This window comes from Rhizobium sp. SSA_523 (genome assembly GCF_030435705.1).
GTDB lineage: Bacteria > Pseudomonadota > Alphaproteobacteria > Rhizobiales > Rhizobiaceae > Neorhizobium.
Window position 1 is genome coordinate 279779 of the sequence record NZ_CP129382.1, and the last position, 21422, is coordinate 301200.

Sequence of the window (21422 nt, forward strand, 5' to 3'; positions counted from 1 at the left end):
AATGCGGGCAGTACCTTAGCGCTTCATTAACCATAAGTTCCTTAAGTTGCGGTCATCACACATTGACCGCAATAAGGACACAATCATGTCGATCTCGCGCCGCGGGCTGATCTTTGGCCTTCCGCTGTTCCTCGCCGGTTGTTCTGCCACCGGCATGAATCCGCAGGCCGATTACGCCGCCGTTCCGGATGAGAAATTCCCGCTGAAACAGGTGCCGATCGACAGGATCAAGCCGGAGCTGCGCCGCACGGAAGTGGCCTATGAGACGAGCCACAAACCGGGCACGGTGGTTGTCGACACGCCGGCGCGGCGCCTCTATTACGTCATGGAAAACGGCAGGGCCATGCGCTATGGCGTCGGCGTCGGCCGGGCAGGGCTGGCCTTTGCCGGCAGCGCCTATGTCGGCCGCAAGGCCGAGTGGCCGAGCTGGACGCCGACGGCGAACATGATCCGCCGCGAGCCGCACAAGAACCTCAAATATGCCGGTGGCATGCCCGGCGGTCCGAACAATCCGCTCGGCGCGCGCGCCATGTATCTCTATCGCGGCGGCAATGACACGCATTTCCGCATTCATGGCACCAACCAGCCGCAATCGATCGGCCATGCCATGTCGAGCGGTTGCGTCCGCATGATGAACCATGACGTGATCGACCTCTATAGTCGCGTCAAGGTCGGCGATCGGGTGGTGGTCATCCAGGAGACGGCGCGCGTCTGAACGCAGACGCATGCCGCGACCGAAACCGGATTGGCCTCGACACCGGAACCTTAAGCGGTCTTGCGGTCAGCGGCTTTTCCAGGCCACCAGCATCAGCGCGCCGACAATGCTGATATGCTCGACCACCACGTAGAATTCCAGGGTCTTCATTGGCTCCTGCATGGCCCAGAAACTATGGGCGATGGGAATTGTCAGCAGGGTAAAGACCGCCAAGGCGCCGGCGCCGAGCCAGGCATAGCGGTTGAGGATGATCAGGATCGAGCCGCCGAGCTGGGTGATGATCACAGCGGTATTGAACAGCGCCGCCGGCTCAAGCCCGAAATGGCTCATCTCCGCCATGCCCGCCTGGAAATCGAGGAGTTTGGAAAGCCCGCTTCCCCAGAACATGAAGGTCAGGACGGTGCGGGCCAGATAGCCGAACCACCGTGTTGCGAATATATCGGTAAGGGACGCCGCGCGTCCCTGATCGGTCATTGCCATGATGTTCCCCCGCGCGCTTTGACTGAGGTTTGACCCTAAGCTTTATTAGCTAATTCTCGAGGTCTCGGTAAGCCCCCCAAGGCTGAGTGAGCGGCCCGCCACAGCGGGCGCGTCGCAGGCTAGCGGCTGCCGGCACGCGCCGCAGCATCCCGCTTTTCGATGGCCAGCGAAACGAGGAAGACCAGAAGGCCGAGCGCCGAGGTAACGGCCCCGACATAGCCGGTCGCGCCATAGCCGTAGCCGGCGGCAATGACGAGCCCGCCCAGCCAGGCGCCCAGCGCATTGGCAATGTTGAAGGCGGAGTGATTGGTCGCGGCGGCCAGCGTCTGGGCATCGGCCGCGACATCCATCAGCCGCGTCTGCACGGCGGGGCAGGCGGCAAAGCCGCATCCGGTGAGGAACACACAGACGCACAGCATGACAGGGTTTTCGGCGGTCAGCGAAAAGACGGTCATCATCACTACATTGAATGCCAGCATGCCGCCGATTGTGCCCTTCAGCGAATAATCCGCCATTCGCGATCCGAGTACATTGCCGACATTCATGCCGATGCCGAACAGCGTCAGCACCAGCGCCACGGCGCTCACCGGAAGGCCGGCCGTGTCGGTGGTGGTCTTGGCAATATAGCTGAAGATCGCGAACATGCCGCCAAACCCGATGGCCGCCACGGCAAAGGACAGCCAGACCTGCAGGCGTGTGAAGGCGCTGAGCTCGCGGCGGATGCTGGCGCCCTCGGCCACCTTGTCCTTCGGCAGATAGATGGCGATGAGGAGCACGCTCACCGCCGCAACGCCTGCCACCAGCAGGAAAGCCACCCGCCAGCTCATGATCTGGCCGAGAAAGGTCGCCAGCGGCGTGCCGAGAAGCGTCGCCAGCGTCAGGCCAAGCATGACGCGCCCGACGGCACGCGCACGCCGGTGCGGCGGCGCCATGGAAGCCGCCACCAGGGCAGCAACGCCGAAATAGGCGCCATGCGGCAGGCCGGTCACGAATCGCAGGACGGTAAAGCTCTGGAACTCCGGCGCCAGCGCACTCAGCGCATTGCCGATCGCAAAGAGCGACATCAACATGAGAAGCAGGGTCTTGCGCGGCAGTTTCGCGGCCAGCGCCGCGATGATCGGCGCGCCGATCACCACGCCGATGGCATAGGCGCTGATCACGTGACCCGCCTGGGGAATGCTGACGCCATAGGTCGCCGCGACCTCCGGCAGAAGGCCCATTATCGCGAATTCGCCGGTGCCGATGCCGAAGCCGCCAACGGCAAGCGCCAGTTCGATCAGGCCCACAGACAGGGGAGACAGGGTCAAGGCCTCGCTGTCGCGGCGGGCCACATCAATGGGGGCGGTCATATCGGTCATGGCACTTCAGGATGAATGCGGCGCAGTGCCGGAATGGCATGGGCCGAGGCTTTGGACTGTCTCTGTGAGGAGCGTGATCGTCTCTGTCAGGAGTGTGATATTAGTAAGGCTATCATATTATATTGCGCTGCGGGAGAGCCAAAAGCAGGCGAGCCCCGCAATCCCGTCACGTCGCGCCTGGAGCCTGCTGCACGCCTTTCATCGGCTTCTTCCTTGCCGGCAGCAGCCGGAGCAACCATTTATGGGGTTCAATCGTTTCCTGCCGCACCCCCTTGTCTGGAACAGACCCCATGAACCTCATCGCCATTTTCAACCGCGACGGCGGCACCTTCAAGACGACGGATATGGATGAATATTGCCGCAGGGCCGAGCAGGTCTTCCGGGCCGAGGGCCATGAGATCGAGTGCCGCGTGGTGGCCGGCGAGGATGTCGTCGATGCCATGGAAAAGGTTGCCGCCACAAGCGGCGTCGAGGGCCTGATCGCCGGCGGCGGCGACGGCACCATTTCCGCCGCAGGCGCGATCGCCTGGAAGAGCGGCCTTGCGCTTGGCATCGTACCGGCGGGCACGATGAACCTCTTCGCCCGCACGCTGAAGCTTCCCCTCGATATCTGGCAGGTGCTGGATGTGCTGGCCAAGGCAGAGGTTCAGCACGCCGACATTGCCAGCGCCAATGGCCGCAGCTTCGTGCACCAGTTCTCGGCCGGCCTGCATGCCCGCATGGTGCGCTACCGGAACCAGATGAGTTTCGCCTCGCGGCTTGGCAAGATCAGGGCCAGCACCCGTGCCGCTTTCGGCGTCATGCTGAACCCGCCGGCCTTCGAGGTGGAGTTCAGCGTCGACGGGCGCAAGGAATTGCGCCGGGTCTCCGCCATATCGGTCTCCAACAACGAGTTCGGCAATGACGGCCTGCTTTACGCCGATACCGCCACCGGCGGGCATCTGGGTTTTTACATTGCCGATGCGCTGAAGCCGCCGGGCGTCGCCTCGCTCGCCGTCGATATCCTGCGCGGGCGATTGAAGGAGAACGAGGCGGTCAGCGCCATGACGGCGACCGAGGTGGATCTGCATTTCCCTCACAAGCGCAGGGATATTCGCTGCGTCATCGATGGCGAATTGCTGCCCATGGATCGCGATGTCAGCCTGAAGATCCATGCCGGCGAGCTGAAGGTTCTGGTGCGCAATCCGCAACAGCCGATAGCCCAGGTGCAGGCGCAGGAAGGCATGCCGGACAAGCCGGCGGCGCTCTGATTGCAGGCCTTGAAAGGCCGACCGCCTAAGCAGACTTGCGTTGGCCTGCCAACGCTTCGTTGATTGTTTCGACGCAGGTTCCGGTCGGAAAACTGTGGGACAGTCTTCCGGAACCCGCTCAAATCCGCGGCAGATAGGTCTGGTAGTCGAAACTGGAGACGCTGCGCAAAGCGGTGATCGCCTCCTTGCGTTTCGTATCGCCATAGATGCGCTGATAATCGGCGCCGAAGGTTTCGGAAATGAAGGGCGAGGAGCGGAAGCGGTCCACGGCGGTCAGGAAATCATGCGTCAACAGATCCGGCGCCATCGGCGCGCTCTCCGGCGCTGTCACCGGGCCGGGATCGAGATCCTCGTCGAGACCGAGCAGCATTCCGCCGAGAATGGCGGCAAGCAGCAGGTGCGGATTGGCGTCGGCGCCGGCCACGCGGTGTTCCACCCGGGCGCCGGGACCCTCGCTCTCGGGAATGCGCACCGCCGTGCCGCGATGACCAAAGCCCCAGTCGACCTTGTCGGGGGCGAAGGAACCGGGCTGGAAGCGGCGATAGGAATTGGCGAAGGGCGCGAAGATCAGCTGCGCCTCCTGCATGGTCTTCAACAGGCCGGCGGTCACCGATTTCAGCCGGGTGGGATCGCCGCCGCGCGAATCGAGAATATTCCTGCCATCGCTGTCGATGATGCTCGCATGCACATGCAGCCCGGAGCCGGCATGCTCGGTATAGGGCTTGGCCATGCATGTGGCCTTCAATCCATGCCGCCGCGCGGCGAAATCGGCGACCCGCTTCAGATAGATGCAGTCATCGGCCGCCGCCATGGCATCGGGCCGGTGCAGCAGGTTGACCTCGAACTGGCCGGGGCCGAATTCGGCCGTGGTCGCATCGGCCGGCAGCGCCATGGCATCGCAATAGCGACGTATCGTCTCGAGATAGTCCTCCATGGCCGCGGTTGCGCGCATATCGTAGAGCTGGAAGCCTTCCACTTCGCCGTTCATCACCAGCGCCTTTGGCGGCATGGGCCTGCCGGTGGCGCGGAAATCCGGCTCCATCACGTAGAATTCCAGTTCGGTGGCGACGACCGGCGTCAGTCCCCGCGCCGCGTAGCGCTGGAGAACAGCCGCAAGGATCCCCCGCGGGCAGATGAAATGCGGCTCGCCGGTCAGCCGGTGCATGCTGGCCAGGACCTGCTTCGATCCGTCCGGCCCCCAGGGCAGGGCGGTCAGAGACCGCCTGTCGGCCACGCAAACGCCGTCCGGATCGCCAAGCGTCAGCGAAATCCCGGTAATATCGTCATTGTCGTCGCCCCAGATATCGAGGGACTGGGTGGAGGAGGGCAGGCGCACCTGGCCTTTCCACAGCTTGTCCTCGGCGCTGAGCGGGATCATCTTGCCGCGCAGGTCGCCATTCATGCCGACCAGCAGGACCTCGATGCGCGGCGCTGTCGGCGGCGCTTTTTCGCCCGAGCCGCTGCCCGTCCGGCTCTCCAGTCTGCGCTCTCTTTGCCCGCTGATGTCGTCCGTCATGAATGCCCGTCCTGTCGCGTTGGAACCGCGAAAACCTGCGACTGCTTGCCAAACCCGTTCCCCATGGTCCATGTTCGTAGCCGATCGGAAACCGCCTTACAATCAGCCAGGGCAAGCCGCCACCGGCGGTTCAAATCCTGCGGGGAAACTTGCGTGACTTCATCGACGTCTCATTCCAATCTCGGCGCCATCGATGCCGCCCATCACCTGCATCCATTCTCCGATATGAAGCAGTTGAATGCCACCGGCACCCGCATCATCACGCGGGGCGAAGGGGTCTATATTTTCGATGCCGCCGGCAAGAAATATCTCGACGGCTTTGCCGGCCTCTGGTGCGTGAATATCGGCTACGGCCGGCGCGAAATCGCCGAGGCGGTGCAAAGGCAGATGAATGAACTGCCGTACTACAATACGTTTTTCGGCACCACGACGCCGCCGACCGCGCTGCTGGCGCAGAAGATCACCGCGCATGGCGGCGGTGTCTTGAACCATGTCTTCTTCACCAATTCCGGCTCCGAGGCGACGGATACCTGGTTTCGCATGGCGCGCGTCTACTGGAAGGCGCTGGGCCATCCGACGAAGACGCAGGTGATCGCCCGGCGCAACGGCTATCACGGCTCGACGGTTGCCGGTGCCTCGCTTGGCGGCATGCGCCATATGCACGAGCAGGGCAATCTGCCGATCGAGGGAATATCGCATATCGGCCAGCCCTATTGGTATGCCGAGGGCGGCGATCTGACGCCCTCCGAATTCGGCCTGAAAATGGCGCGCGAACTTGAGGCGAAGATCGACGAACTGGGCGAGGAGAATGTCGCGGCCTTCGTCGCCGAACCGGTGCAGGGCGCGGGCGGCGTGATCGTGCCGCCGGACAGCTACTGGCCTGAAATCGCGCGTATCTGCAAAAAGCGCAACATCCTTCTCGTCGCTGACGAGGTGATCTGCGGTTTCGGCCGTCTCGGCACCTGGTTCGGCCATCAGCATTTCGGCTTCGTGCCGGATCTTGCTCCTGTCGCCAAAGGCTTGTCCTCCGGCTATCTTCCGATCGGCGCCGTGCTGGTCGGCGACCGGGTGGCGCGGGTGATGATCGAGGAGGTCGGCGATTTCAATCACGGCTACACCTATTCCGGTCACCCGGTCTGCGCGGCGGCGGCTCTGGAAAATCTGCGCATCATCGAGGAGGAGGGGCTGGTCGAGCGCGTCCGCGACGATATCGGCCCCTATTTCGCGGCAGCACTGAAGACGCTGGAGGATCACGAGGTCGTCGGACAGGTGGATGCCGTCGGCCTGATCGCCGGTATCCAGCTTGCCGCCGACAAAGCGACCCGCCGCCGCTTCCAGAAACCCGACGATGCGGGCGTCGCGGTTCGCAATCACTGCCTGCAAAACGGCCTGGTCATGCGCGCGACAAGCGACAGGATGCTGGCCTCGCCGGCGCTCGTAATCTCCCGCAGCGAAGTGGACGAGATGATCGGCATCCTGCGCAAGGGGCTCGATCATCTGCGCGATGCGGGACTTGCCTGATTATCGCTGTGCCTGCGGCGCCTGTTCCAGCCAGAGATAGCCGAAGCGCATGACATCCCCGTCCTGGGCGAAGTTGAAGGGCACGTTGATCGTTTCAACCGGCAGGGATTGCGGCGATATGCCGTGGCTTTCCAGAAGCGTCGAGAGCGATCCCGGCATCGTATCCCCGTCGGCGGGCCAGATCAGAAGGCCGGGCCCCCGCTTCTGGGCCGATGACAGCGGTATGGGCTCGACGAAATCCGGCATGAGGACCGGGATGTCCGGGCGCTGCAGACGAATATTGCCGGCGGTCATCAGATCGCTGCTGATGATATAGGCGGGGCGCTCGCTGCGCTTGGAGATCACCTCTTCCAGCATGGTCCGGTAGGGAACATGTTCCTTGCCGTATTTGCCGAAATAGGGTGCAACGATATTGCTGATCGCCAGATAGACGACGAAGCCTGTGATGATGCCGAGCAGCGGCGGCGCCATGCGGGCAATGCTGTCGCGGCTGTCTATCTCGGCGGCGGCCAGTTTCAGGGTCAGGTAGAGCGGCAAGAGCAGCATGAAGGGCGACAGCCATTTCTCGCGTATGCTGGACGCACCGAAGCCGATGCCGATCAGGGCCACCAGCACCAGGCAGGCGATGATCATCCGGCCGATGACGCGGGTCCACGGCGTCTGCGTGCGCCAGGCGGTGCCAAGGCTGCGCCGGAAGACCAGGGCGAAGAGGAGGATCACGGGCGCCCCGGCCTTCAGTGCCGACAGCAGGATGGAGATCTGCCCGCGGATCGTATCGCGGACCGGATCGCCGGACGAGCCGGCGCGCATGGCCTCCACCGTACCGGTCGTTGCGGCGTCCAGATGCATCAGCACCCAGATGAAATGCGGCAGCGTGATCGCCGCCGCCACCGCACCGGCAACCAGGATGCGCCAGTCGAACAGGCGCTTGCGGAAGGCATCCTCCGGCAGAACCGCAAGAGCGGCGGCCAGGGGAATGATCACGAAGTTATACTTGGTGATGGCGCCGATCCCCACGCAGATGCCAAGCAGGACATAATGCGTCAGGCTGGGGCTTTTGATCGTCCGGATGAAAACGCACAGGAAGATCGAAACGAGGCACAGATTGGCCACGGCATGGGTCAGGTCGCGCTGCGCCAGCACGGTCACCGAGGGAATGGCCAGAACGCCGAGCATGGCCACCAGCGGCAGCCGCCGGTCGTCGATGAGCATGGAGGCCGCCCGCCAGTAGAAGATGCAGCAGAGGAACAGCAGGATGTTCTTCAGAAGCGAAACGCTGGCGACCGACAGGCCGAAGAGCTTGAAGGTGCCGATCTGCAGCCAATTGTAGAAAGGCGGCTGGCCGCCATAGCCCAGAAGCAGGAATTGCGACTGGAACAGCTGTTCCGCCTCGTCATTCTGCAGGCTGTCGGAGCGCAGGATCCGCAGGATGACGGATAGCGCGAAATAGCCGAGGACAAGCCAGAAGACGATGTCCGGGCGGCGAACGAGGAGGTTATGGATTCGGGTGCTCACCGCTGTAGACGTCTCTCACAATGTAGCTGACGGAACTATCGTCCCGGTAATAGGTGCGGGCCAGCATTTCGGCCAGGATGCCGGTGGTGATCAGCTGCACGGCCGACAGGAACAGCATGACGCCGATCATGAACAGCGGCCGCGTGCCGATATCGTTGCCGAGAACGAATTTGTCGATGAACAGATAGGCCAGGATCAGACCCGAAAGCGCGCCGAGACCAAGGCCCAGCGAGCCGAAGAAATGCCCCGGCCGCGCCTTGAAGCGCATGAAGAACATGACCGAAAGAAGATCGAGGATGACGCGGAAGGTGCGCGAGATCCCGTATTTCGAGACGCCGTGCTGGCGCGCGTGATGGGTGACCGGCATTTCGCCGATCCGGGAACTGGGCACCACGCCGGCGACCCAGGCCGGAATGAAGCGGTGCATTTCGCCCATCAGCTTCACCTGCTTGATGACCGAGGCGCGATAGATCTTCAGGCTGCAGCCGTAATCATGCAGGCGCACGCCGGTGATGCGGCCGATCAGGCGATTGGCGATCCAGGACGGCACCTTGCGCAGGAAGAGCCCGTCCTGCCGGTTCTTGCGCCAACCGACCAGAAGATCCAGTTCGCGCCGCTCCAGTTCCTGGACCATTGTGGGAATGTCGCGCGGATCGTTCTGCAGGTCGCCGTCCAGCGTGGCGATCAGCCGGCCGCGGGCCTGGGTGATCCCCGCCTGCATGGCAGCGGTCTGTCCGAAATTGCGCTGCAGGGCGATCACATGCAGGTCGAGGCCAACGCGTCCAATGGCCGAGCGGGCATTGACGAGCGTCGCATCGGTGCTGCCGTCATCGACGAGGATCAGCTCCCAGCGCGCCGGATAACCGGCCATGGCATCCTGAATGCGGGCGATCAGCGGCCCGACGCTTTCCTCTTCATTATAGACGGGAACGACAAGCGACAGCTCCAGAGCGTCGGTCGATATGGGAGCGGTCCCGATCGTTTCTGCTGTTGTCGCCACCTGATCTTTCTCCTAAAGCTCACAGCGTCCGCAGATGGGGTGGAGGTCTTCTCTCCCGCACGGCCCGTACTATCGAAAGCGTCCTCTATATGAAGATTGACAGGCTTGCCAGTCGAAAACCGTGGCTGATTCGCAACGCCACCGCGCTTGTGACCCTGATCTCGGTTGCGGCCTATCTCGCCTTCATCCAGTGGTTCTTCGGCTGGGGTGAAATCCTCTCCCGCTGGCAGGAGGCGGGATGGACGGTCCTGGCCCTGGCAATGCTGCTCCTGCTGTCAACCTACGTGCTGCGAACCTGGCGAATCCACGACTATTTCCCCCTGGAAACGGGCGGCCGCTTCCGCCTGCTGCTGCGGCTCGTCCAGGTCCACAATCTCCTCAACATCATGATGCCGTTTCGCAGCGGCGAAGTCAGTTTCCCGCTCCTGATGAAGAAGGAGTTCGGCGTTTCCTTCACAAGGGCCAGTTCGGCGCTGGTCGTCATGCGCCTGCTCGATCTTCACGCGCTTCTGGCCGCTGCCGGCTTCGGCCTCGCTCTTGCAGAACGATCCGCGACGGCCTGGCTGCTCTGGCTGCTTTTCGCGCTGGCGCCCGGGCCGGGCTTCCTGCTGCGGCGTCCGCTCCTTCGTTTGCTGCGCGCCGGGCTTGGGGGCAGGTTGCAGACCATCCTGGACGAGGTCGAGGCGGGGCTGCCGGCAAGCCTTCCGGCCTTTCTCAGGGCCTGGGGCGCGACTCTTCTCAACTGGGCGGTCAAGGTGGCGGTTCTTGCCTGGGTGCTGGTCCTGCTCGCCGATCTGAAGCTCGGGCCGGCCTTTGGCGGCGCGCTGGGCGGCGAACTCTCCTCTGTCCTGCCGGTGCATGCGCCGGGCGGTGTCGGCACCTATCCCGCCGGCATCACAGCCGGTGCGCTCGGCCTCGGTGCCGATCACACCGAAGCCGCCATTGCCCGTCTCGCCAAGGCGGCGGTCAATGCCCATCTTCTGGTAATCGTCAGTTCCGTGGTCGGCACCCTGCTCGCCATGCTGGTCGCCGGACGCAGGGCGGAGCATTAGAGCATCAGGACAAAACGGGGAATCCGGTTTTTCATAGAGCCGCTGCGCCGAAGAAAGCTCTGTAGCGTCGGGCCGTCTCCGATGGTTCGCCCGACGCTATAAGGGTCGCCTTACGCCAGCGATCGTCCGGCATGCGATGTCACTGGAAAGCCGTCTCGTAGAAGCTGCGCAGCTTGCGCGAGTGGAGCGTTTCCGTCGGCATTTCGGCAAGTTTCTGGACGGCGCGAATGCCGATCTTCAGATGCTGGCGCACCTGCGTGCGGTAGAATTCCGTCGCCATGCCCGGCAGCTTCAATTCACCATGCAGCGGCTTGTCCGACACGCAGAGCAGCGTGCCATAGGGGACGCGGAAGCGGAAACCATTGGCCGCGATCGTCGCCGATTCCATATCGAGCGCGATGGCGCGCGCCTGGGAGAGCCGCTTGACCGGCCCGCGCTGGTCGCGCAGTTCCCAATTGCGGTTGTCGATGGTGGCGACCGTGCCGGTGCGCATGATCCGCTTCAGTTCGAAGCCTTCGAGCCCGGTGATTTCCTCGACGGCATCCTCCAGCGCCTTCTGCACCTCGGCCAGCGCCGGGATCGGCACCCATACCGGCAGATCGTCGTCCAGCACGTGGTCTTCCCGCATATAGGCATGTGCGAGAACATAATCGCCCAGCCGCTGGCTGTTGCGCAGACCGGCGCAGTGCCCGACCATCAGCCAGGCATGCGGCCGCAGGACGGCGATGTGATCGGTGATGGTCTTGGCATTCGAAGGGCCGACGCCGATATTGACCAGCGTAATCCCCGCATGCCCGTCCTTCTTCAGGTGATAGGCCGGCATTTGCGGCAGGCGCACCACTCCATCGACCGGCTTTGTAGAGCCGGCGCGGGTGACGATATTGCCGGGTTCGACGAATTCGCTGTAGCCCTCTCCGCCACTGGCCATCAGCTCGCGCGCCCAGGCGGCGAATTCATCGATATAGAACTGGTAATTGGTGAAGAGCACGAAATTCTGGAAATGCTCCGCGCCGGTTGCCGTGTAATGGCTGAGGCGCGCCAGCGAATAGTCGATGCGCTGGGCCGTGAAGGGTGCCAGCGGTGCCGGCTCGCCCTGGACCTGGTCATACTCGCCATTGGCGATCAGGTCGTCGGTGATGTTGAGATCCGGCGTGTCGAAGAGGTCGCGCAGGGACATGTCGGAAATCACGCTGGAGGCGGAAGCCTCCACATGGGCGCCCTCGCCAAAGGCGAAATGCAGCGGGATGGGCGTCTCCGATTCGGAAATCGTCACCGGAACATGATGATTGCGCATCAACAGTTCGAGCTGCTCGCGCAGATAGTCGCGAAAGAGCCGCGGTCGCGTCACGGTGGTCGTATAGACGCCCGGCGACGTGACATGGCCATAGGACAGGCGGGAATCGATATGGCCGAAGCTCATCGTCTCGATCGTCACCTGCGGATAGCAGGCGCGGAAACGGCCGGCAGCCGGCGCGCCCTTGGCCAGATGGCCGAAGGCCTCGATCAGAAAACCAGTATTGCGCTCATAAAGGGCAATCAGCGCGTCGACCGCTTTGTCGGCGTCACTGAAGACCTGAGGCTCATAGGCATCCGGACTGATGATGTTGGGAGAAGAGAGTGGGAAGATTCGTTTGCTCATGGCGCATTATAGGGCGCTCTTCTTGACAAGCCAATTACGTTGCGTCGGCTTCCGACAGAATCTACATGAGCCCATGTATTGCGAGGCGATCCTTAAAGCGTGCCGCTGCAGGCATTGCCGCTCAACGGGTCGCACAGAGCGATCTGCCCGGCCTGCAGGCGCGGCTCGCGGCGTTGCGCCTCGACAAAGGCCGAGAGAGAGACCGCGAAAACCGCCATGGCCAGGGTGATGATGGTGAACCGCCGCGCAATCTTGAACATTGCTCTTCTCCCGCTCTGCAATGAAAAACACTGTGCAGGGCGGCGACTGAACATTGGCTGAGACCGCCATTCACCTCATGTTCAAATATATGAAGATCCTTGCGGCTCCCGCGCCGGCCAGAACGTGGGGGAGCGCGGGAGAGCGCGGCTGAATCTCCCGTGCCATGCCGGCGCCGGCAAGCCTGTGTCAAGCGGCGATCAAAGACGGGTCCAGGTCTGCGTCTTGCAGAAGACGGACATCACGCAGCCCTTCATCTTCAGCGCATTGCCGGTGACGGAGCCCGACCCGCTATAGGTCTTGTCGGCCGCCGGGTCGGTGATCTCGCCCTTGTAGCTGCCGCCGGTGCCGCTCATCTTGCCGATCTGCTTGCCGGCATATTTGCCGGTCTTCAGCGTGACGCAATAGGCAGAGCCGCAGGCGGCGATGGTGGCTGTCTCGCCGCTGGCGGTCTTCCAGCTGCCGACGATCGGTTCGGCTGCCGAGGCCGATGCGATGCTGGAGAATAAAATAGCGGCCACCCATGCAGTGCGTCGGATCATCGAGTCATTCCTCCTGGCGAAAATCCCGTTCTCGACTGCCCGCGTGCCTCCTCGCAATCGACGGGCATCGATCAAGATCAAAATAACTTACGCGCACGTAAAGGTAAACTGTCTTCTGCGCGGCGTATTTTGGAGGTCGATTCTTTGTCGCTGCGCTGCGGACTGACATCAGATTGGCGGTTCATGGTGAAGGCCGGGTTAAGGCGGCGATGCTGAATCAAAGCTTTCCAGATGCCGCAATCGCCTGTCCTGCAAGGCCTCTGATGTTTAACGAAAACTCAAGTTTACCAAGTCTTTGGACTTTGTTTTCATCAAATTAATCATGCATTTTAGGCGAATTTTGAAAGCCGGCGGGCATAGTGGAGCCATCAAACGAGCAGGGAAAACCTGCCGGCCGGACGGATCGCAAAAGCCCCTGCAAGAGGGTGATCCGGACGGTTCTGCCCAGAGTGGCAAAGGCAAGACAGGGACTTCGACGAGAACAGGTTAAACAGGGATCTGACCAATGGCACGCTTTGACATGAATGCTTCCGAAATGGCTCCGATGGCCGGCGAAGCCCGCGCCGAAACCTTCTGCGACATGGGTCTCATGTATGCAACGGGTCGGGGTTGCGACGTCGATCTCATCGCCGCTCACAAGTGGCTGAACATCGCCGCCATCAAGGGCTCCGACCGCGCCGCCGAATTGCGCTGCGATCTGGCCCAGACCATGACGAAGATGCAGCTGGCCGCCGCCTTGCGCGCCGCCCGCGAATGGATGACCATGCACTGATCTGCAGGCCAGATCAGGCCAGATCAGGCCAGTTCAGGCCAGATCGGGCAGGCGGGGATCAGACAGGCGGGGATCAGACAGGCGGGAATCAGGCGGCCGGCGCATCATGGCCGATCGAGCGCGCGCAGCACCTGCGGCAAGGCCTCTTCCAGAAGCGCCATGTCCGCATCGATCCCGGCACTCACGCGGATGCAGCGGTTGAGCGGCGCGACCCCCGGCATGCGGATGAAGACACCGTGCTCCATCAGGCCATCGACGATGGCACGAGCATAGGCGCCATCGCGGCCGCAGTCGATCGCCACGAAATTCGTTGCGGAGGCAAGGGGGGTGAGGCCGTTCTGCCGGGCAATAGCGGCGATCCGTTCCCGTGAGCCTTTGATGGCGGCGATCGCTTCGCCGAGATAGGCCTGATCCTGCAAGGCGGCAAGTGCGGCCGCAATGCTGATCCGCGGCATGCCGAAATGGTGGCGGATCTTGTCGAAAGCCTGCGCATTCTCGAAAGTGCTGATCACATAGCCGATGCGGGCGCCCGCCAGGCCATAGGCCTTGGAAAAGGTGCGCGTGCGCATCACATTGGGCCGGTCGATCAGCGCGGCAATAGGGGGCGTCGTTCCGTCCGGCGCCGTTTCGCAATAAGCCTCGTCGAGTATCAGCAGGCAAGTTTCCGGCACCGCCTTCGCAAATTCCACGACCCGCTCCGCATCCCACCAGCTGCCCATCGGGTTATCCGGATTGGCAAGGTAGACGAGGGCGGCATTTTCGCGCCGGACGAGATCCAGAAGACCGTCGAGATCCTCCCGATCATTGCGGTAAGGCGTCGTCACCAGGCGCCCGCCATAGCCCGCCACATGAAAGTTGAAGGTGGGATAGGCGCCGAGCGAGGTGGCGACGGTCATTCCGGGCTCGATCACCATGCGCACGATGTGGCCCAGCAGCGAATCAATTCCCTCGCCGATCGCCAGGTTCTCCGGCCGGCACCCGAGATGGGCCGCCAGGGCCTGCTTCAGCTCGAAATTTTCCGGATCGGCATATTTCCAGGTCTCCCGGGCCGCCTGCGCGATCGCCTCGAGCACCGAGGGGGCAGGGCCGAAGCCGCTTTCATTGGCGCCGATCCGGGCTTGCACCTTCAAATGGCGGTTGCGCTCGATCGCCTCCGGCCCAACAAAGGGCACGGTGGCGGGAAGGCTGGACAGAAGAGGGGTGAAACGCGCGAAGCCTGTCATGCGAAGGAGATCCGGTTTTAGCAAAAGCCGCCGCACCATAGGCATGTTTCGGCGCGACGAAAAGCCGTTCCTCGCGGCAATAACAGGATCTCGGCCGGTTCTGCCTCAGCTGTGCCAAGGCGCGCCCGGAGATCAGTGCAGCGTCTGGAAACAGACGCGCAGCACATGATGCAGGAAATCCGGATCCAGCAGCATGTTGAAGGAAATCTTGACCTTTTCCTCTTCGCGCGTCGTCAGGGTCGCGCCAATTTCGCCGCGAATGCCGAGGATTTCGAGAAAGAAGTTCTTCGGCACGGTGAGGCTTGGCGCAATATCCAGCTCCGCGCCGGAGCGCGAGACGCGGCGGATCAGGCAGCGCACCTGCGTCTTCGTGCTCAGATGCCGCTCGACGAAAATGATCTTGCCTGGGCGGTCGATCTGGAATTTCTCGAAACCGTCGTCCTGCTTTGCTGTCATGCGCGTATCTCTGCGAATGTCCAAGGGCATCGCAAACCCTCCCATATTGGTCCTCACTGGTTCAATCTAGGCCATCTTTCTTGATGTCTGCTGAAAACGCCGCGTCAAATCCGATCGATCTGCCTGTTTTGTGCCATGTCGGTCGGGCGCTCTTGTCTTCTTTTCGCGTTGACGCCACGCCTTCGGCGGCGCTACCCCTTGGCCATCACGTATGTTTTTAACAGCAGGAGCTGAAGCGCAGATGACAGACAGGCTGGTCATTATCGGGGGCGGCCAGGCGGCATTCGCGCTGGCCTCCAGGCTTCGATTGCTGAAGGACACGCGTCCCATCACCATTCTCAGCGCCGAAGACGTGCCTCCCTATCAGCGGCCGCCGCTGTCGAAGAAATACCTTCTGGGCGACATGGAATTCTCGCGCCTCCTGTTCCGGCCGCAGGCCTGGTACGCGGAAAACGATGTCGACCTGTGGCTTGCGGTTTTCGTCGAAGAGATCGATCGCGACAAGCGCCGCGTGCGCCTGCAGGATGGCAGTTTCGTCGACTATGGGCAGCTGGTTCTGGCCACCGGTGCCGCGCCGCGTCGCTTGCCGCCGGCCGTGGGCGGGGAGCTTCAGGGCGTCTGCGTCATGCGCGACAAGCGCGATGCCGATCGCCTTGCCGGCGCCATGCAGGCGGGGCGGCACGCGCTGATCATCGGCGGCGGCTATATCGGCCTCGAGGCTGCGGCGGTTGCCTGCCACAAGGGCATGCGGGTGACCGTCATCGAAATGGCGGACCGGATCCTGAAACGGGTGGCGTCCAGCGAAACGGCCGATATCATGCGGGCCGTCCACCAGGGCCATGGGGTCACCATCCGCGAAGGGACGGGCCTGACCCGGTTGACTGGCGAAAACGACCATGTCGTTTCGGCCGAGCTCTCGGATGGCTCGGTCATCCCTGCGGATCTGGTGATCGTCGGCATCGGCGTCACGGCCAATACCGAGCTTGCCGAACTGGCGGGCCTGGAGGTGGGCAATGGCATTGTCGTGGATGATCATGCCAGGACGAGCGATCCGGCGATCTTCGCGGTGGGCGATTGCGCCGAACTGCCGTGGCAAGGGGAAAGGGTGCGCCTCGAATCAGTGCAGAATGCGGTGGACCAGGCCGAGGCCGTTGCCGCCACGCTGGCCGGAACGCCGACAGCCTATGATGCCAAACCCTGGTTCTGGTCGGACCAGTATGATGTGAAGCTGCAGATCGCCGGCCTCAATCTCGGCTATGACGAAACGATCGTGCGCGCGGGCGCGCGGGAAGGCGCGGTTTCCATCTGGTATTTCCGGCAGGATCGCTTCGTCGCCGTCGATGCCATCAATGACGGCAAGGCCTATGTGACCGGCAAGAAGCTTCTGGACATGGGACGGGTGGAGATGGGGCGGGATCTGGACCGCGCCGTGCTGTTAGACCCGCAAATGGACCTGAAACTGCTTCTTGCGTAGAGCATTGGGCAAAGAAGCGGAAATCGGTCTTCCGCTTCGTCATCCGGCGAGGCCGTCGGGCCGGGGCCCGGCAATCGCAACAGGCATGACCGCCGAATTTTTGAAGGGAAAATCGGCGGCCATTCGCAAAATGCCTTGCAATCGCATGCCGACCGCAATAAGCACGTCCGCACCGGAGAGGTGGCCGAGTGGTCGAAGGCGCTCCCCTGCTAAGGGAGTATACGTCAAAAGCGTATCGAGGGTTCGAATCCCTTCCTCTCCGCCATTCCAGTGCCTGAGCGGGCACGTTGATCCCCCCAATTCCCCCCTGTTGCATCAACCAGCATCCGTACGAGTTTTGTCTTCGGCCCTGCGACGCGATATGGCTGTCACTCACGTCGACGCCCTGCGCCAGGGCGACGCAGAGGTGGCTTCATTTCCATCGCGCGGGGGTGCGGGGTTATGGCGTGCCTCTCGTCAAAAGGCTCCGCGCTGTCGCAACAGGCAGATAGAGGGTGTTTCGTCGATCAGCCAGCGGCGTAAATCCGAAGCCTGCATAAAAGGCGGCGGCCCTGTCGTCGATGGCATCGGCGAAAATTGCGTGCGCGCCAATCGGAGCCTCGGAGACCGTTTTGATCGCGTCGAACAGCAGAGCTTCGCCAAGCCCCAAACCGGCATAGGACTGATCGCGACCGAGCCGACCAATCAGCACAGCCGGCACAGTCGGATAGCGCGGCAGGCGGCTCTTTAAGGGCTCGGGAACTGCGGTCAACGGGACGTTGCTGGAGGAGAGGGTATAAAAACCCGCAATCCGATCGCTTCCAAGGTCGCGGGCAACAAAGCACGTCGCATATCGACGTTTGATGTCTTGCGTGACGGTCTCGCGAAAGTATTGATCGATCCTGCCGTTTCCGCAGGAAAACGTCTTGCGTCGATGGCTTTTGGCCAAAGCCTCTATTGCAAAACGCGCATTCACCGGGGCGCAATGAGCTCGGCGTGACGTTTGGCGGCACGTTCGAGCTTGGCATTGGGTGCCGGCGGATCGATCAATGCCTTGGCAAAGCGAAGCTGATCTTCGGCAGCGAGACGCAACACATCGGCTTCCTCAACCGTACGGCGGGCATCCTCGCCCGCAGTTGCAAGCAAAAATCCCGTAAGCGTCATGCCGCGAAGACGGGCGGCACGCTGCATCTGCTCGTAAACAGCGACGGGAACGCGCGCTTCGAGACGAGCGGTTTCGATTTCACCAGCGGGTCTTGGCATCGGATAGCTCCTTTGGACTGTAATATACGGCAAAATGCCGGTAGCATCAAGGTCGAGAGGCACCTGCAAGCGTGGTCTACGGCTGGCGCGAGTTTGCCTTTCCCGGCCAGTATGGACGCGCGGCCGTGATCTGCCTTCGCGGCTGACGAAGAGCCAGGCGCGCAGCGATCCGCTACAATCCGGCACGTTCACTGTCAACATTTTACGAACAATCTGGCGACGATAACCCGTCTATCGTTGAACGATGGATCGCTTACATTCGCCTCAGACACGGCGCCGCAAGGGCACCGTCAAACGCGTTGGAGCGTCAGAAGCGCCAGGAGTGTTCAAGATGACCCTCATTCACGAAAACATGTCGCGCGGCCATACCGATACCGGCTGGCTGAACAGCTACCACACCTTTTCCTTCGGCGGCTTTCAGGACCCGACCCGCATGGGCTTTGGCGCCCTGCGCGTCATCAACGAGGATCGCATTGCGCCGGGCTCCGGTTTCTCCGAACATGGTCATTCGGATATGGACATTCTGACCATCGTTCTGTCAGGCGCCCTTCGCCACAAGGATACGCTCGGCAATAGCGTCACCATCAGGACCGGCGAGGCACAGATGATGTATGCCGGAAGCGGGGTTCGCCATTCGGAAATGAATGCTTCCCCAGACGAATCGGCGCATTTTCTGCAGATCTGGCTGATCCCGGATGCGACGGGTGAAGCGCCGCGCTACCAGCAGGTGGCTCTGCCGGATCCAGAGGCAAGCCGTGGCTTCACGCGCATCGCCGCCGGGCGGGGCGAGGGGGCGCCGCTGGAATTGCATGGCGATACGCAGCTCTTCCTCGCCCATCCGCGCGACGGCGACCGGCTGAGCGTGCCGGCGCCGCAGGGCCGTCTGACCTATCTCCACATCGTGGAAGGCCTGGCCATGATGGATGATGAAAGGCTGGCCGGCGGCGACGGGATCCAGATCGGGCCCGATGGTATTCCGGACCTGCATTGGATCACGGATGGCCGGGCGCTGCTCTTCGATATGCGCCGCTGACACAAGAACGCCGGGCGTTCAGGCCCGGCGTCTCAATGCGATCGACAAGCCTCACACGGCCCAGCACGAGCAGCCGAGCGCGCCGAAGAAGCCCTTGAGATCCGCGATTGGAAGCTTCGATGTCCAGGCGCCGGCATGGTCATGGCCGTGCACGCCGCAGGTGCTGGCGCAGCCGCAGGTGGAGATTGCGGTGCGGCGCAAGGAGCGGGCGCCGGCACCGTCCGGTTCGCCCCAGGCCGCGTAACCGCCGAATGTGCGCACCGGCGACCAGTCCGGCATGGCAGGCGGGACATCGCTTTCGTCGAGTGCCTTGAACGCGCCCGCGCCATAGACGATCTTGCCACCGACCATGGTCAGGTCCGAGGTCAAGAAGGAGATCTCGTCCTCGGCGCAGGCGAAGAAATCCTTGTCGGGCACGATGAGGTCGGCGAACTGCCCTTTTTCAATGCGGCCCTTCTTGCCTTCTTCATTGGAGAACCAGGTAACCTTCTCCGTCCACATGCGAAGCGCCGTCTCGCGATCCAGGCAATTGGCGCGCGGATAGAGCTGCATGCCGCCCACCGTCTTGCCGGTCACCATCCAGGACAGCGAGACCCAGGGATTATAGGAGGCAACGCGGGTGGCATCGGTGCCGGCGGAGACATTCACGCCCTTGTCGAGCATGCGCTTGATCGGCGGCGTGGCTTCGGCCACGCCATGGCCGTAGCGTTCGACGAAATACTCGCCCTGATAGGCCATGCGATGCTGGGTGGCGATGCCGCCGCCAAGCGCTGCGATCCGGTCGATGGACCGTTCGGAAATCGTCTCCGCATGGTCGAAGAACCAGTTCAAGCCGTCGAGCGGAATATCCTTGTCGACCTTCTCGAACACATCGAGGGCGCGCGAGATCGTCTCGTCATAGGTGGCGTGCAGGCGCCAGGGCCAGCGGTTCTCGGCAAGCACCCGCACAACCTCTTCCAGCTCGCCTTCCATTTCCGGTGCCATTTCCGGGCGCGGCTGGCGGAAATCCTCGAAATCGGCCGCAGAGAAGACCAGCATTTCGCCCGCGCCATTGTGGCGGAAGTAGTCATTGCCCTGCTTGTATTTGACATTGGCCGTCCAGTTCAGGAAATCCTCCTTTTCCTGCTTGGGCTTCTGGGTGAAGAGATTGTAGGCCAGCCGCACCGTCATCTGGTTCTCGTCCGAGAGCTTCTGGATCACCTGGTAATCGTCCGGATAGTTCTGGAAGCCGCCGCCGGCATCGATGACGCCCGTCACGCCAAGCCGGTTCAGTTCGCGCATGAAATGCCGCGTCGAATTCACCTGGTAGTCGAGCGGGAGCTTCGGCCCCTTGGCAAGCGTCGAATAAAGAATGCCGGCATTCGGCTTGGCAAGCAGCAGGCCCGTCGGATTGCCCTTGGCATCGCGGGTGATCTCGCCGCCCGGCGGGTCGGGCGTGTCGCTGGTATAGCCGACGGCGCGCAGGGCGGCCGCGTTGAGCAGTGCCCGGTCGTAAAGGTGCAGCAGGAAGACCGGCGTGTCCGGAGCGACGGCATTGATTTCCTCGATCGTCGGCAGGCGCTTTTCGACGAACTGATGCTCGGTGAAGCCGCCGACGACCCGCACCCATTGCGGCGCCGGCGTGATCGCCACCTGCCGCTTCAACATGTCCATGGCATCGGCCAGCGAGCGGACGCCGTCCCAGCGCAGCTCCATATTATAATTGAGGCCGCCGCGCACGACATGGGTGTGGTTGTCGATCAGGCCGGGCAGGACGCGCCGGCCCTTCAGATCGACGATCCGCGTGCCGGATGCGGCAAGGGCCATGATGTCGCGATCCTCTCCCACGGCCAGGAACAGGCCATCCTTGATGGCGACGGCAGACGCCGCCGGCCTGGTGCGGTCGAGCGTCGTGAAGCGGCCATTGTGAAGGATCAGGTCGGGATGCATGTCATCTACTCCGGTCTGCTTGCGATCGGCGGCGTTTGCCGGTGCAATGAGGTTCGAGAAGGCCAGGCTCGACGCTCCTCCCAGGAAAGTGCGACGCGTCGTCATCAGCTCTGCTCCTCTATAGACGTCCCATGATGATGTGCAATCTGGCCGTGTTCGCCCCCTTTCGGAAGGTGGCCGAACATATGCGGCTTGATCTGCTGCAGCCAGGAAAGGGCCGCGGGCTCGCTCTTCAGCAATGTCCTGGCAAGCGGAATGACCTGCTCGCCGAGAAGGATTCCGAAGAGGCCCACCAGCGCGATGACCGGCGGGGCCGGCGAGCGGACATTCAGCAGGCTATAGACAATGCCGACGAGAAGGCCGGCGCCGAGCGACATCAGGTAGATTTTCATGGTTCAGTTCCCGTCCTTCGAAAGCCCTGGGCATGCGAATAGTCAAATCTAATCC

At 62.5% G+C, this 21422-nt stretch carries 21 protein-coding genes and 1 tRNA gene; 8 read left to right on the forward strand and 14 right to left on the reverse strand.

What is annotated here, in order from left to right; translation table 11 throughout:
* Positions 1-85: 85 nt before the first annotated feature.
* On the forward strand, positions 86-715 hold the full coding sequence (locus QTJ18_RS09595; protein WP_252751635.1) for a L,D-transpeptidase: 630 nt from the start codon (positions 86-88) through the stop codon (positions 713-715).
* A 66-nt stretch (positions 716-781) separates the two neighbouring features.
* Here QTJ18_RS09595 and QTJ18_RS09600 read toward each other — a convergent pair whose 3' ends face one another.
* Both QTJ18_RS09600 and QTJ18_RS09605 read right to left on the reverse strand, forming a co-directional pair.
* Positions 782-1195: a DoxX family protein gene (locus tag QTJ18_RS09600; RefSeq protein ID WP_489667175.1), complete on the reverse strand. Its 414-nt coding sequence runs from the start codon at positions 1193-1195 to the stop codon at positions 782-784.
* 119 nt (positions 1196-1314) lie between these two features.
* Positions 1315-2553 (reverse strand): MFS transporter, encoded by a 1239-nt coding sequence (locus QTJ18_RS09605; protein WP_252751634.1) that lies wholly within the window; start codon positions 2551-2553, stop codon positions 1315-1317.
* Between the two features lie 290 nt (positions 2554-2843).
* On the opposite strand from QTJ18_RS09605, the gene QTJ18_RS09610 reads away from it, so the two are divergent.
* Positions 2844-3803: a diacylglycerol/lipid kinase family protein gene (locus QTJ18_RS09610; protein ID WP_252751633.1), complete on the forward strand. Its 960-nt coding sequence runs from the start codon at positions 2844-2846 to the stop codon at positions 3801-3803.
* Positions 3804-3921: 118 nt separating this feature from the next.
* Here the strand turns inward: QTJ18_RS09610 and QTJ18_RS09615 are convergent, their stop codons facing one another.
* Positions 3922-5205, reverse strand: coding sequence for a glutamine synthetase family protein (locus tag QTJ18_RS09615; protein ID WP_252751902.1), 1284 nt, complete (start codon positions 5203-5205; stop codon positions 3922-3924).
* Between the two features lie 267 nt (positions 5206-5472).
* Between QTJ18_RS09615 and QTJ18_RS09620 the strand changes: the two genes are divergently transcribed.
* On the forward strand, positions 5473-6840 hold the full coding sequence (locus QTJ18_RS09620) for an aspartate aminotransferase family protein (protein WP_252751632.1): 1368 nt from the start codon (positions 5473-5475) through the stop codon (positions 6838-6840).
* Here QTJ18_RS09620 and QTJ18_RS09625 read toward each other — a convergent pair whose 3' ends face one another.
* Both QTJ18_RS09625 and QTJ18_RS09630 read right to left on the reverse strand, forming a co-directional pair.
* Positions 6841-8355: an ArnT family glycosyltransferase gene (locus QTJ18_RS09625; RefSeq protein ID WP_252751631.1), complete on the reverse strand. Its 1515-nt coding sequence runs from the start codon at positions 8353-8355 to the stop codon at positions 6841-6843.
* Positions 8336-9355 carry a glycosyltransferase family 2 protein gene (locus tag QTJ18_RS09630; protein ID WP_252751630.1) on the reverse strand — a complete coding sequence of 340 codons (1020 nt, stop codon included), beginning with the start codon at positions 9353-9355 and terminating at the stop codon, positions 8336-8338. The genes QTJ18_RS09625 and QTJ18_RS09630 overlap by 20 nt, the downstream gene beginning before the upstream one ends.
* 89 nt (positions 9356-9444) lie before the next feature.
* On the opposite strand from QTJ18_RS09630, the gene QTJ18_RS09635 reads away from it, so the two are divergent.
* Positions 9445-10407 (forward strand): lysylphosphatidylglycerol synthase domain-containing protein, encoded by a 963-nt coding sequence (locus QTJ18_RS09635; RefSeq protein ID WP_252751629.1) that lies wholly within the window; start codon positions 9445-9447, stop codon positions 10405-10407.
* Between the two features lie 139 nt (positions 10408-10546).
* Here QTJ18_RS09635 and amn read toward each other — a convergent pair whose 3' ends face one another.
* The 3 genes from amn to QTJ18_RS09650 all read right to left on the reverse strand — a co-directional run bounded on the left by amn (position 10547) and on the right by QTJ18_RS09650 (position 12846).
* On the reverse strand, positions 10547-12046 hold the full coding sequence (gene amn / locus QTJ18_RS09640; protein WP_252751628.1) for an AMP nucleosidase: 1500 nt from the start codon (positions 12044-12046) through the stop codon (positions 10547-10549).
* A 92-nt stretch (positions 12047-12138) separates the two neighbouring features.
* The gene (locus QTJ18_RS09645) at positions 12139-12306 is read right to left on the reverse strand and encodes a hypothetical protein (protein ID WP_252751627.1); all 168 of its coding nucleotides are present in this window, start codon (positions 12304-12306) and stop codon (positions 12139-12141) included.
* 198 nt (positions 12307-12504) lie between these two features.
* Positions 12505-12846, reverse strand: coding sequence for a DUF2147 domain-containing protein (locus QTJ18_RS09650; protein ID WP_252751626.1), 342 nt, complete (start codon positions 12844-12846; stop codon positions 12505-12507).
* A 505-nt stretch (positions 12847-13351) separates the two neighbouring features.
* On the opposite strand from QTJ18_RS09650, the gene QTJ18_RS09655 reads away from it, so the two are divergent.
* Positions 13352-13618, forward strand: coding sequence for a sel1 repeat family protein (locus QTJ18_RS09655; RefSeq protein ID WP_252751625.1), 267 nt, complete (start codon positions 13352-13354; stop codon positions 13616-13618).
* Between the two features lie 104 nt (positions 13619-13722).
* On the opposite strand, the gene QTJ18_RS09660 is transcribed toward QTJ18_RS09655, so the two are convergent.
* Positions 13723-14841 carry a pyridoxal phosphate-dependent aminotransferase gene (locus QTJ18_RS09660; protein ID WP_252751624.1) on the reverse strand — a complete coding sequence of 373 codons (1119 nt, stop codon included), beginning with the start codon at positions 14839-14841 and terminating at the stop codon, positions 13723-13725.
* A gap of 132 nt (positions 14842-14973) precedes the next feature.
* Positions 14974-15297 (reverse strand): hypothetical protein, encoded by a 324-nt coding sequence (locus tag QTJ18_RS09665; RefSeq protein WP_252751623.1) that lies wholly within the window; start codon positions 15295-15297, stop codon positions 14974-14976.
* A gap of 241 nt (positions 15298-15538) precedes the next feature.
* On the opposite strand from QTJ18_RS09665, the gene QTJ18_RS09670 reads away from it, so the two are divergent.
* Together QTJ18_RS09670 and QTJ18_RS09675 are read left to right on the forward strand one after the other, a co-directional pair.
* Entirely contained in the window at positions 15539-16771 is a 1233-nt protein-coding gene (locus QTJ18_RS09670; protein WP_252751622.1) for an NAD(P)/FAD-dependent oxidoreductase, read from the forward strand.
* Positions 16772-16945: 174 nt separating this feature from the next.
* Positions 16946-17036: transfer RNA gene (locus QTJ18_RS09675), tRNA-Ser, on the forward strand.
* A gap of 174 nt (positions 17037-17210) precedes the next feature.
* On the opposite strand, the gene QTJ18_RS09680 is transcribed toward QTJ18_RS09675, so the two are convergent.
* A complete protein-coding gene (locus QTJ18_RS09680; RefSeq protein ID WP_252751621.1) occupies positions 17211-17699 on the reverse strand; it encodes a GNAT family N-acetyltransferase in 489 nt (162 codons plus the stop codon).
* 23 nt (positions 17700-17722) lie between these two features.
* Positions 17723-18013 carry a type II toxin-antitoxin system TacA family antitoxin gene (locus QTJ18_RS09685; RefSeq protein WP_252751620.1) on the reverse strand — a complete coding sequence of 97 codons (291 nt, stop codon included), beginning with the start codon at positions 18011-18013 and terminating at the stop codon, positions 17723-17725.
* A 331-nt stretch (positions 18014-18344) separates the two neighbouring features.
* Between QTJ18_RS09685 and QTJ18_RS09690 the strand changes: the two genes are divergently transcribed.
* Positions 18345-19046 carry a pirin family protein gene (locus QTJ18_RS09690; RefSeq protein WP_252751619.1) on the forward strand — a complete coding sequence of 234 codons (702 nt, stop codon included), beginning with the start codon at positions 18345-18347 and terminating at the stop codon, positions 19044-19046.
* 51 nt (positions 19047-19097) lie between these two features.
* On the opposite strand, the gene QTJ18_RS09695 is transcribed toward QTJ18_RS09690, so the two are convergent.
* Positions 19098-21080: an amidohydrolase gene (locus QTJ18_RS09695; RefSeq protein WP_252751618.1), complete on the reverse strand. Its 1983-nt coding sequence runs from the start codon at positions 21078-21080 to the stop codon at positions 19098-19100.
* Positions 21080-21367: a XapX domain-containing protein gene (locus QTJ18_RS09700; RefSeq protein ID WP_252751617.1), complete on the reverse strand. Its 288-nt coding sequence runs from the start codon at positions 21365-21367 to the stop codon at positions 21080-21082. The genes QTJ18_RS09695 and QTJ18_RS09700 overlap by 1 nt, the downstream gene beginning before the upstream one ends.
* Positions 21368-21422: the final 55 nt, after the last annotated feature.

Coding starts and splice junctions, on each gene's coding strand:
- QTJ18_RS09595 (WP_252751635.1), top strand. CDS start 86: ATGTCGATCTCGCGCCGCGGGCTGATCTTTGGCCTTCCGCTGTTCCTC.
- QTJ18_RS09600 (WP_489667175.1), bottom strand. CDS start 1,195: ATGGCAATGACCGATCAGGGACGCGCGGCGTCCCTTACCGATATATTC.
- QTJ18_RS09605 (WP_252751634.1), bottom strand. CDS start 2,553: ATGACCGATATGACCGCCCCCATTGATGTGGCCCGCCGCGACAGCGAG.
- QTJ18_RS09610 (WP_252751633.1), top strand. CDS start 2,844: ATGAACCTCATCGCCATTTTCAACCGCGACGGCGGCACCTTCAAGACG.
- QTJ18_RS09615 (WP_252751902.1), bottom strand. CDS start 5,205: ATGAATGGCGACCTGCGCGGCAAGATGATCCCGCTCAGCGCCGAGGAC.
- QTJ18_RS09635 (WP_252751629.1), top strand. CDS start 9,445: ATGAAGATTGACAGGCTTGCCAGTCGAAAACCGTGGCTGATTCGCAAC.
- amn (WP_252751628.1), bottom strand. CDS start 12,046: ATGAGCAAACGAATCTTCCCACTCTCTTCTCCCAACATCATCAGTCCG.
- QTJ18_RS09645 (WP_252751627.1), bottom strand. CDS start 12,306: ATGTTCAAGATTGCGCGGCGGTTCACCATCATCACCCTGGCCATGGCG.
- QTJ18_RS09650 (WP_252751626.1), bottom strand. CDS start 12,846: ATGATCCGACGCACTGCATGGGTGGCCGCTATTTTATTCTCCAGCATC.
- QTJ18_RS09655 (WP_252751625.1), top strand. CDS start 13,352: ATGGCACGCTTTGACATGAATGCTTCCGAAATGGCTCCGATGGCCGGC.
- QTJ18_RS09660 (WP_252751624.1), bottom strand. CDS start 14,841: ATGACAGGCTTCGCGCGTTTCACCCCTCTTCTGTCCAGCCTTCCCGCC.
- QTJ18_RS09665 (WP_252751623.1), bottom strand. CDS start 15,297: ATGACAGCAAAGCAGGACGACGGTTTCGAGAAATTCCAGATCGACCGC.
- QTJ18_RS09670 (WP_252751622.1), top strand. CDS start 15,539: ATGACAGACAGGCTGGTCATTATCGGGGGCGGCCAGGCGGCATTCGCG.
- QTJ18_RS09685 (WP_252751620.1), bottom strand. CDS start 18,013: ATGCCAAGACCCGCTGGTGAAATCGAAACCGCTCGTCTCGAAGCGCGC.
- QTJ18_RS09690 (WP_252751619.1), top strand. CDS start 18,345: ATGACCCTCATTCACGAAAACATGTCGCGCGGCCATACCGATACCGGC.
- QTJ18_RS09695 (WP_252751618.1), bottom strand. CDS start 21,080: ATGACGACGCGTCGCACTTTCCTGGGAGGAGCGTCGAGCCTGGCCTTC.
- QTJ18_RS09700 (WP_252751617.1), bottom strand. CDS start 21,367: ATGAAAATCTACCTGATGTCGCTCGGCGCCGGCCTTCTCGTCGGCATT.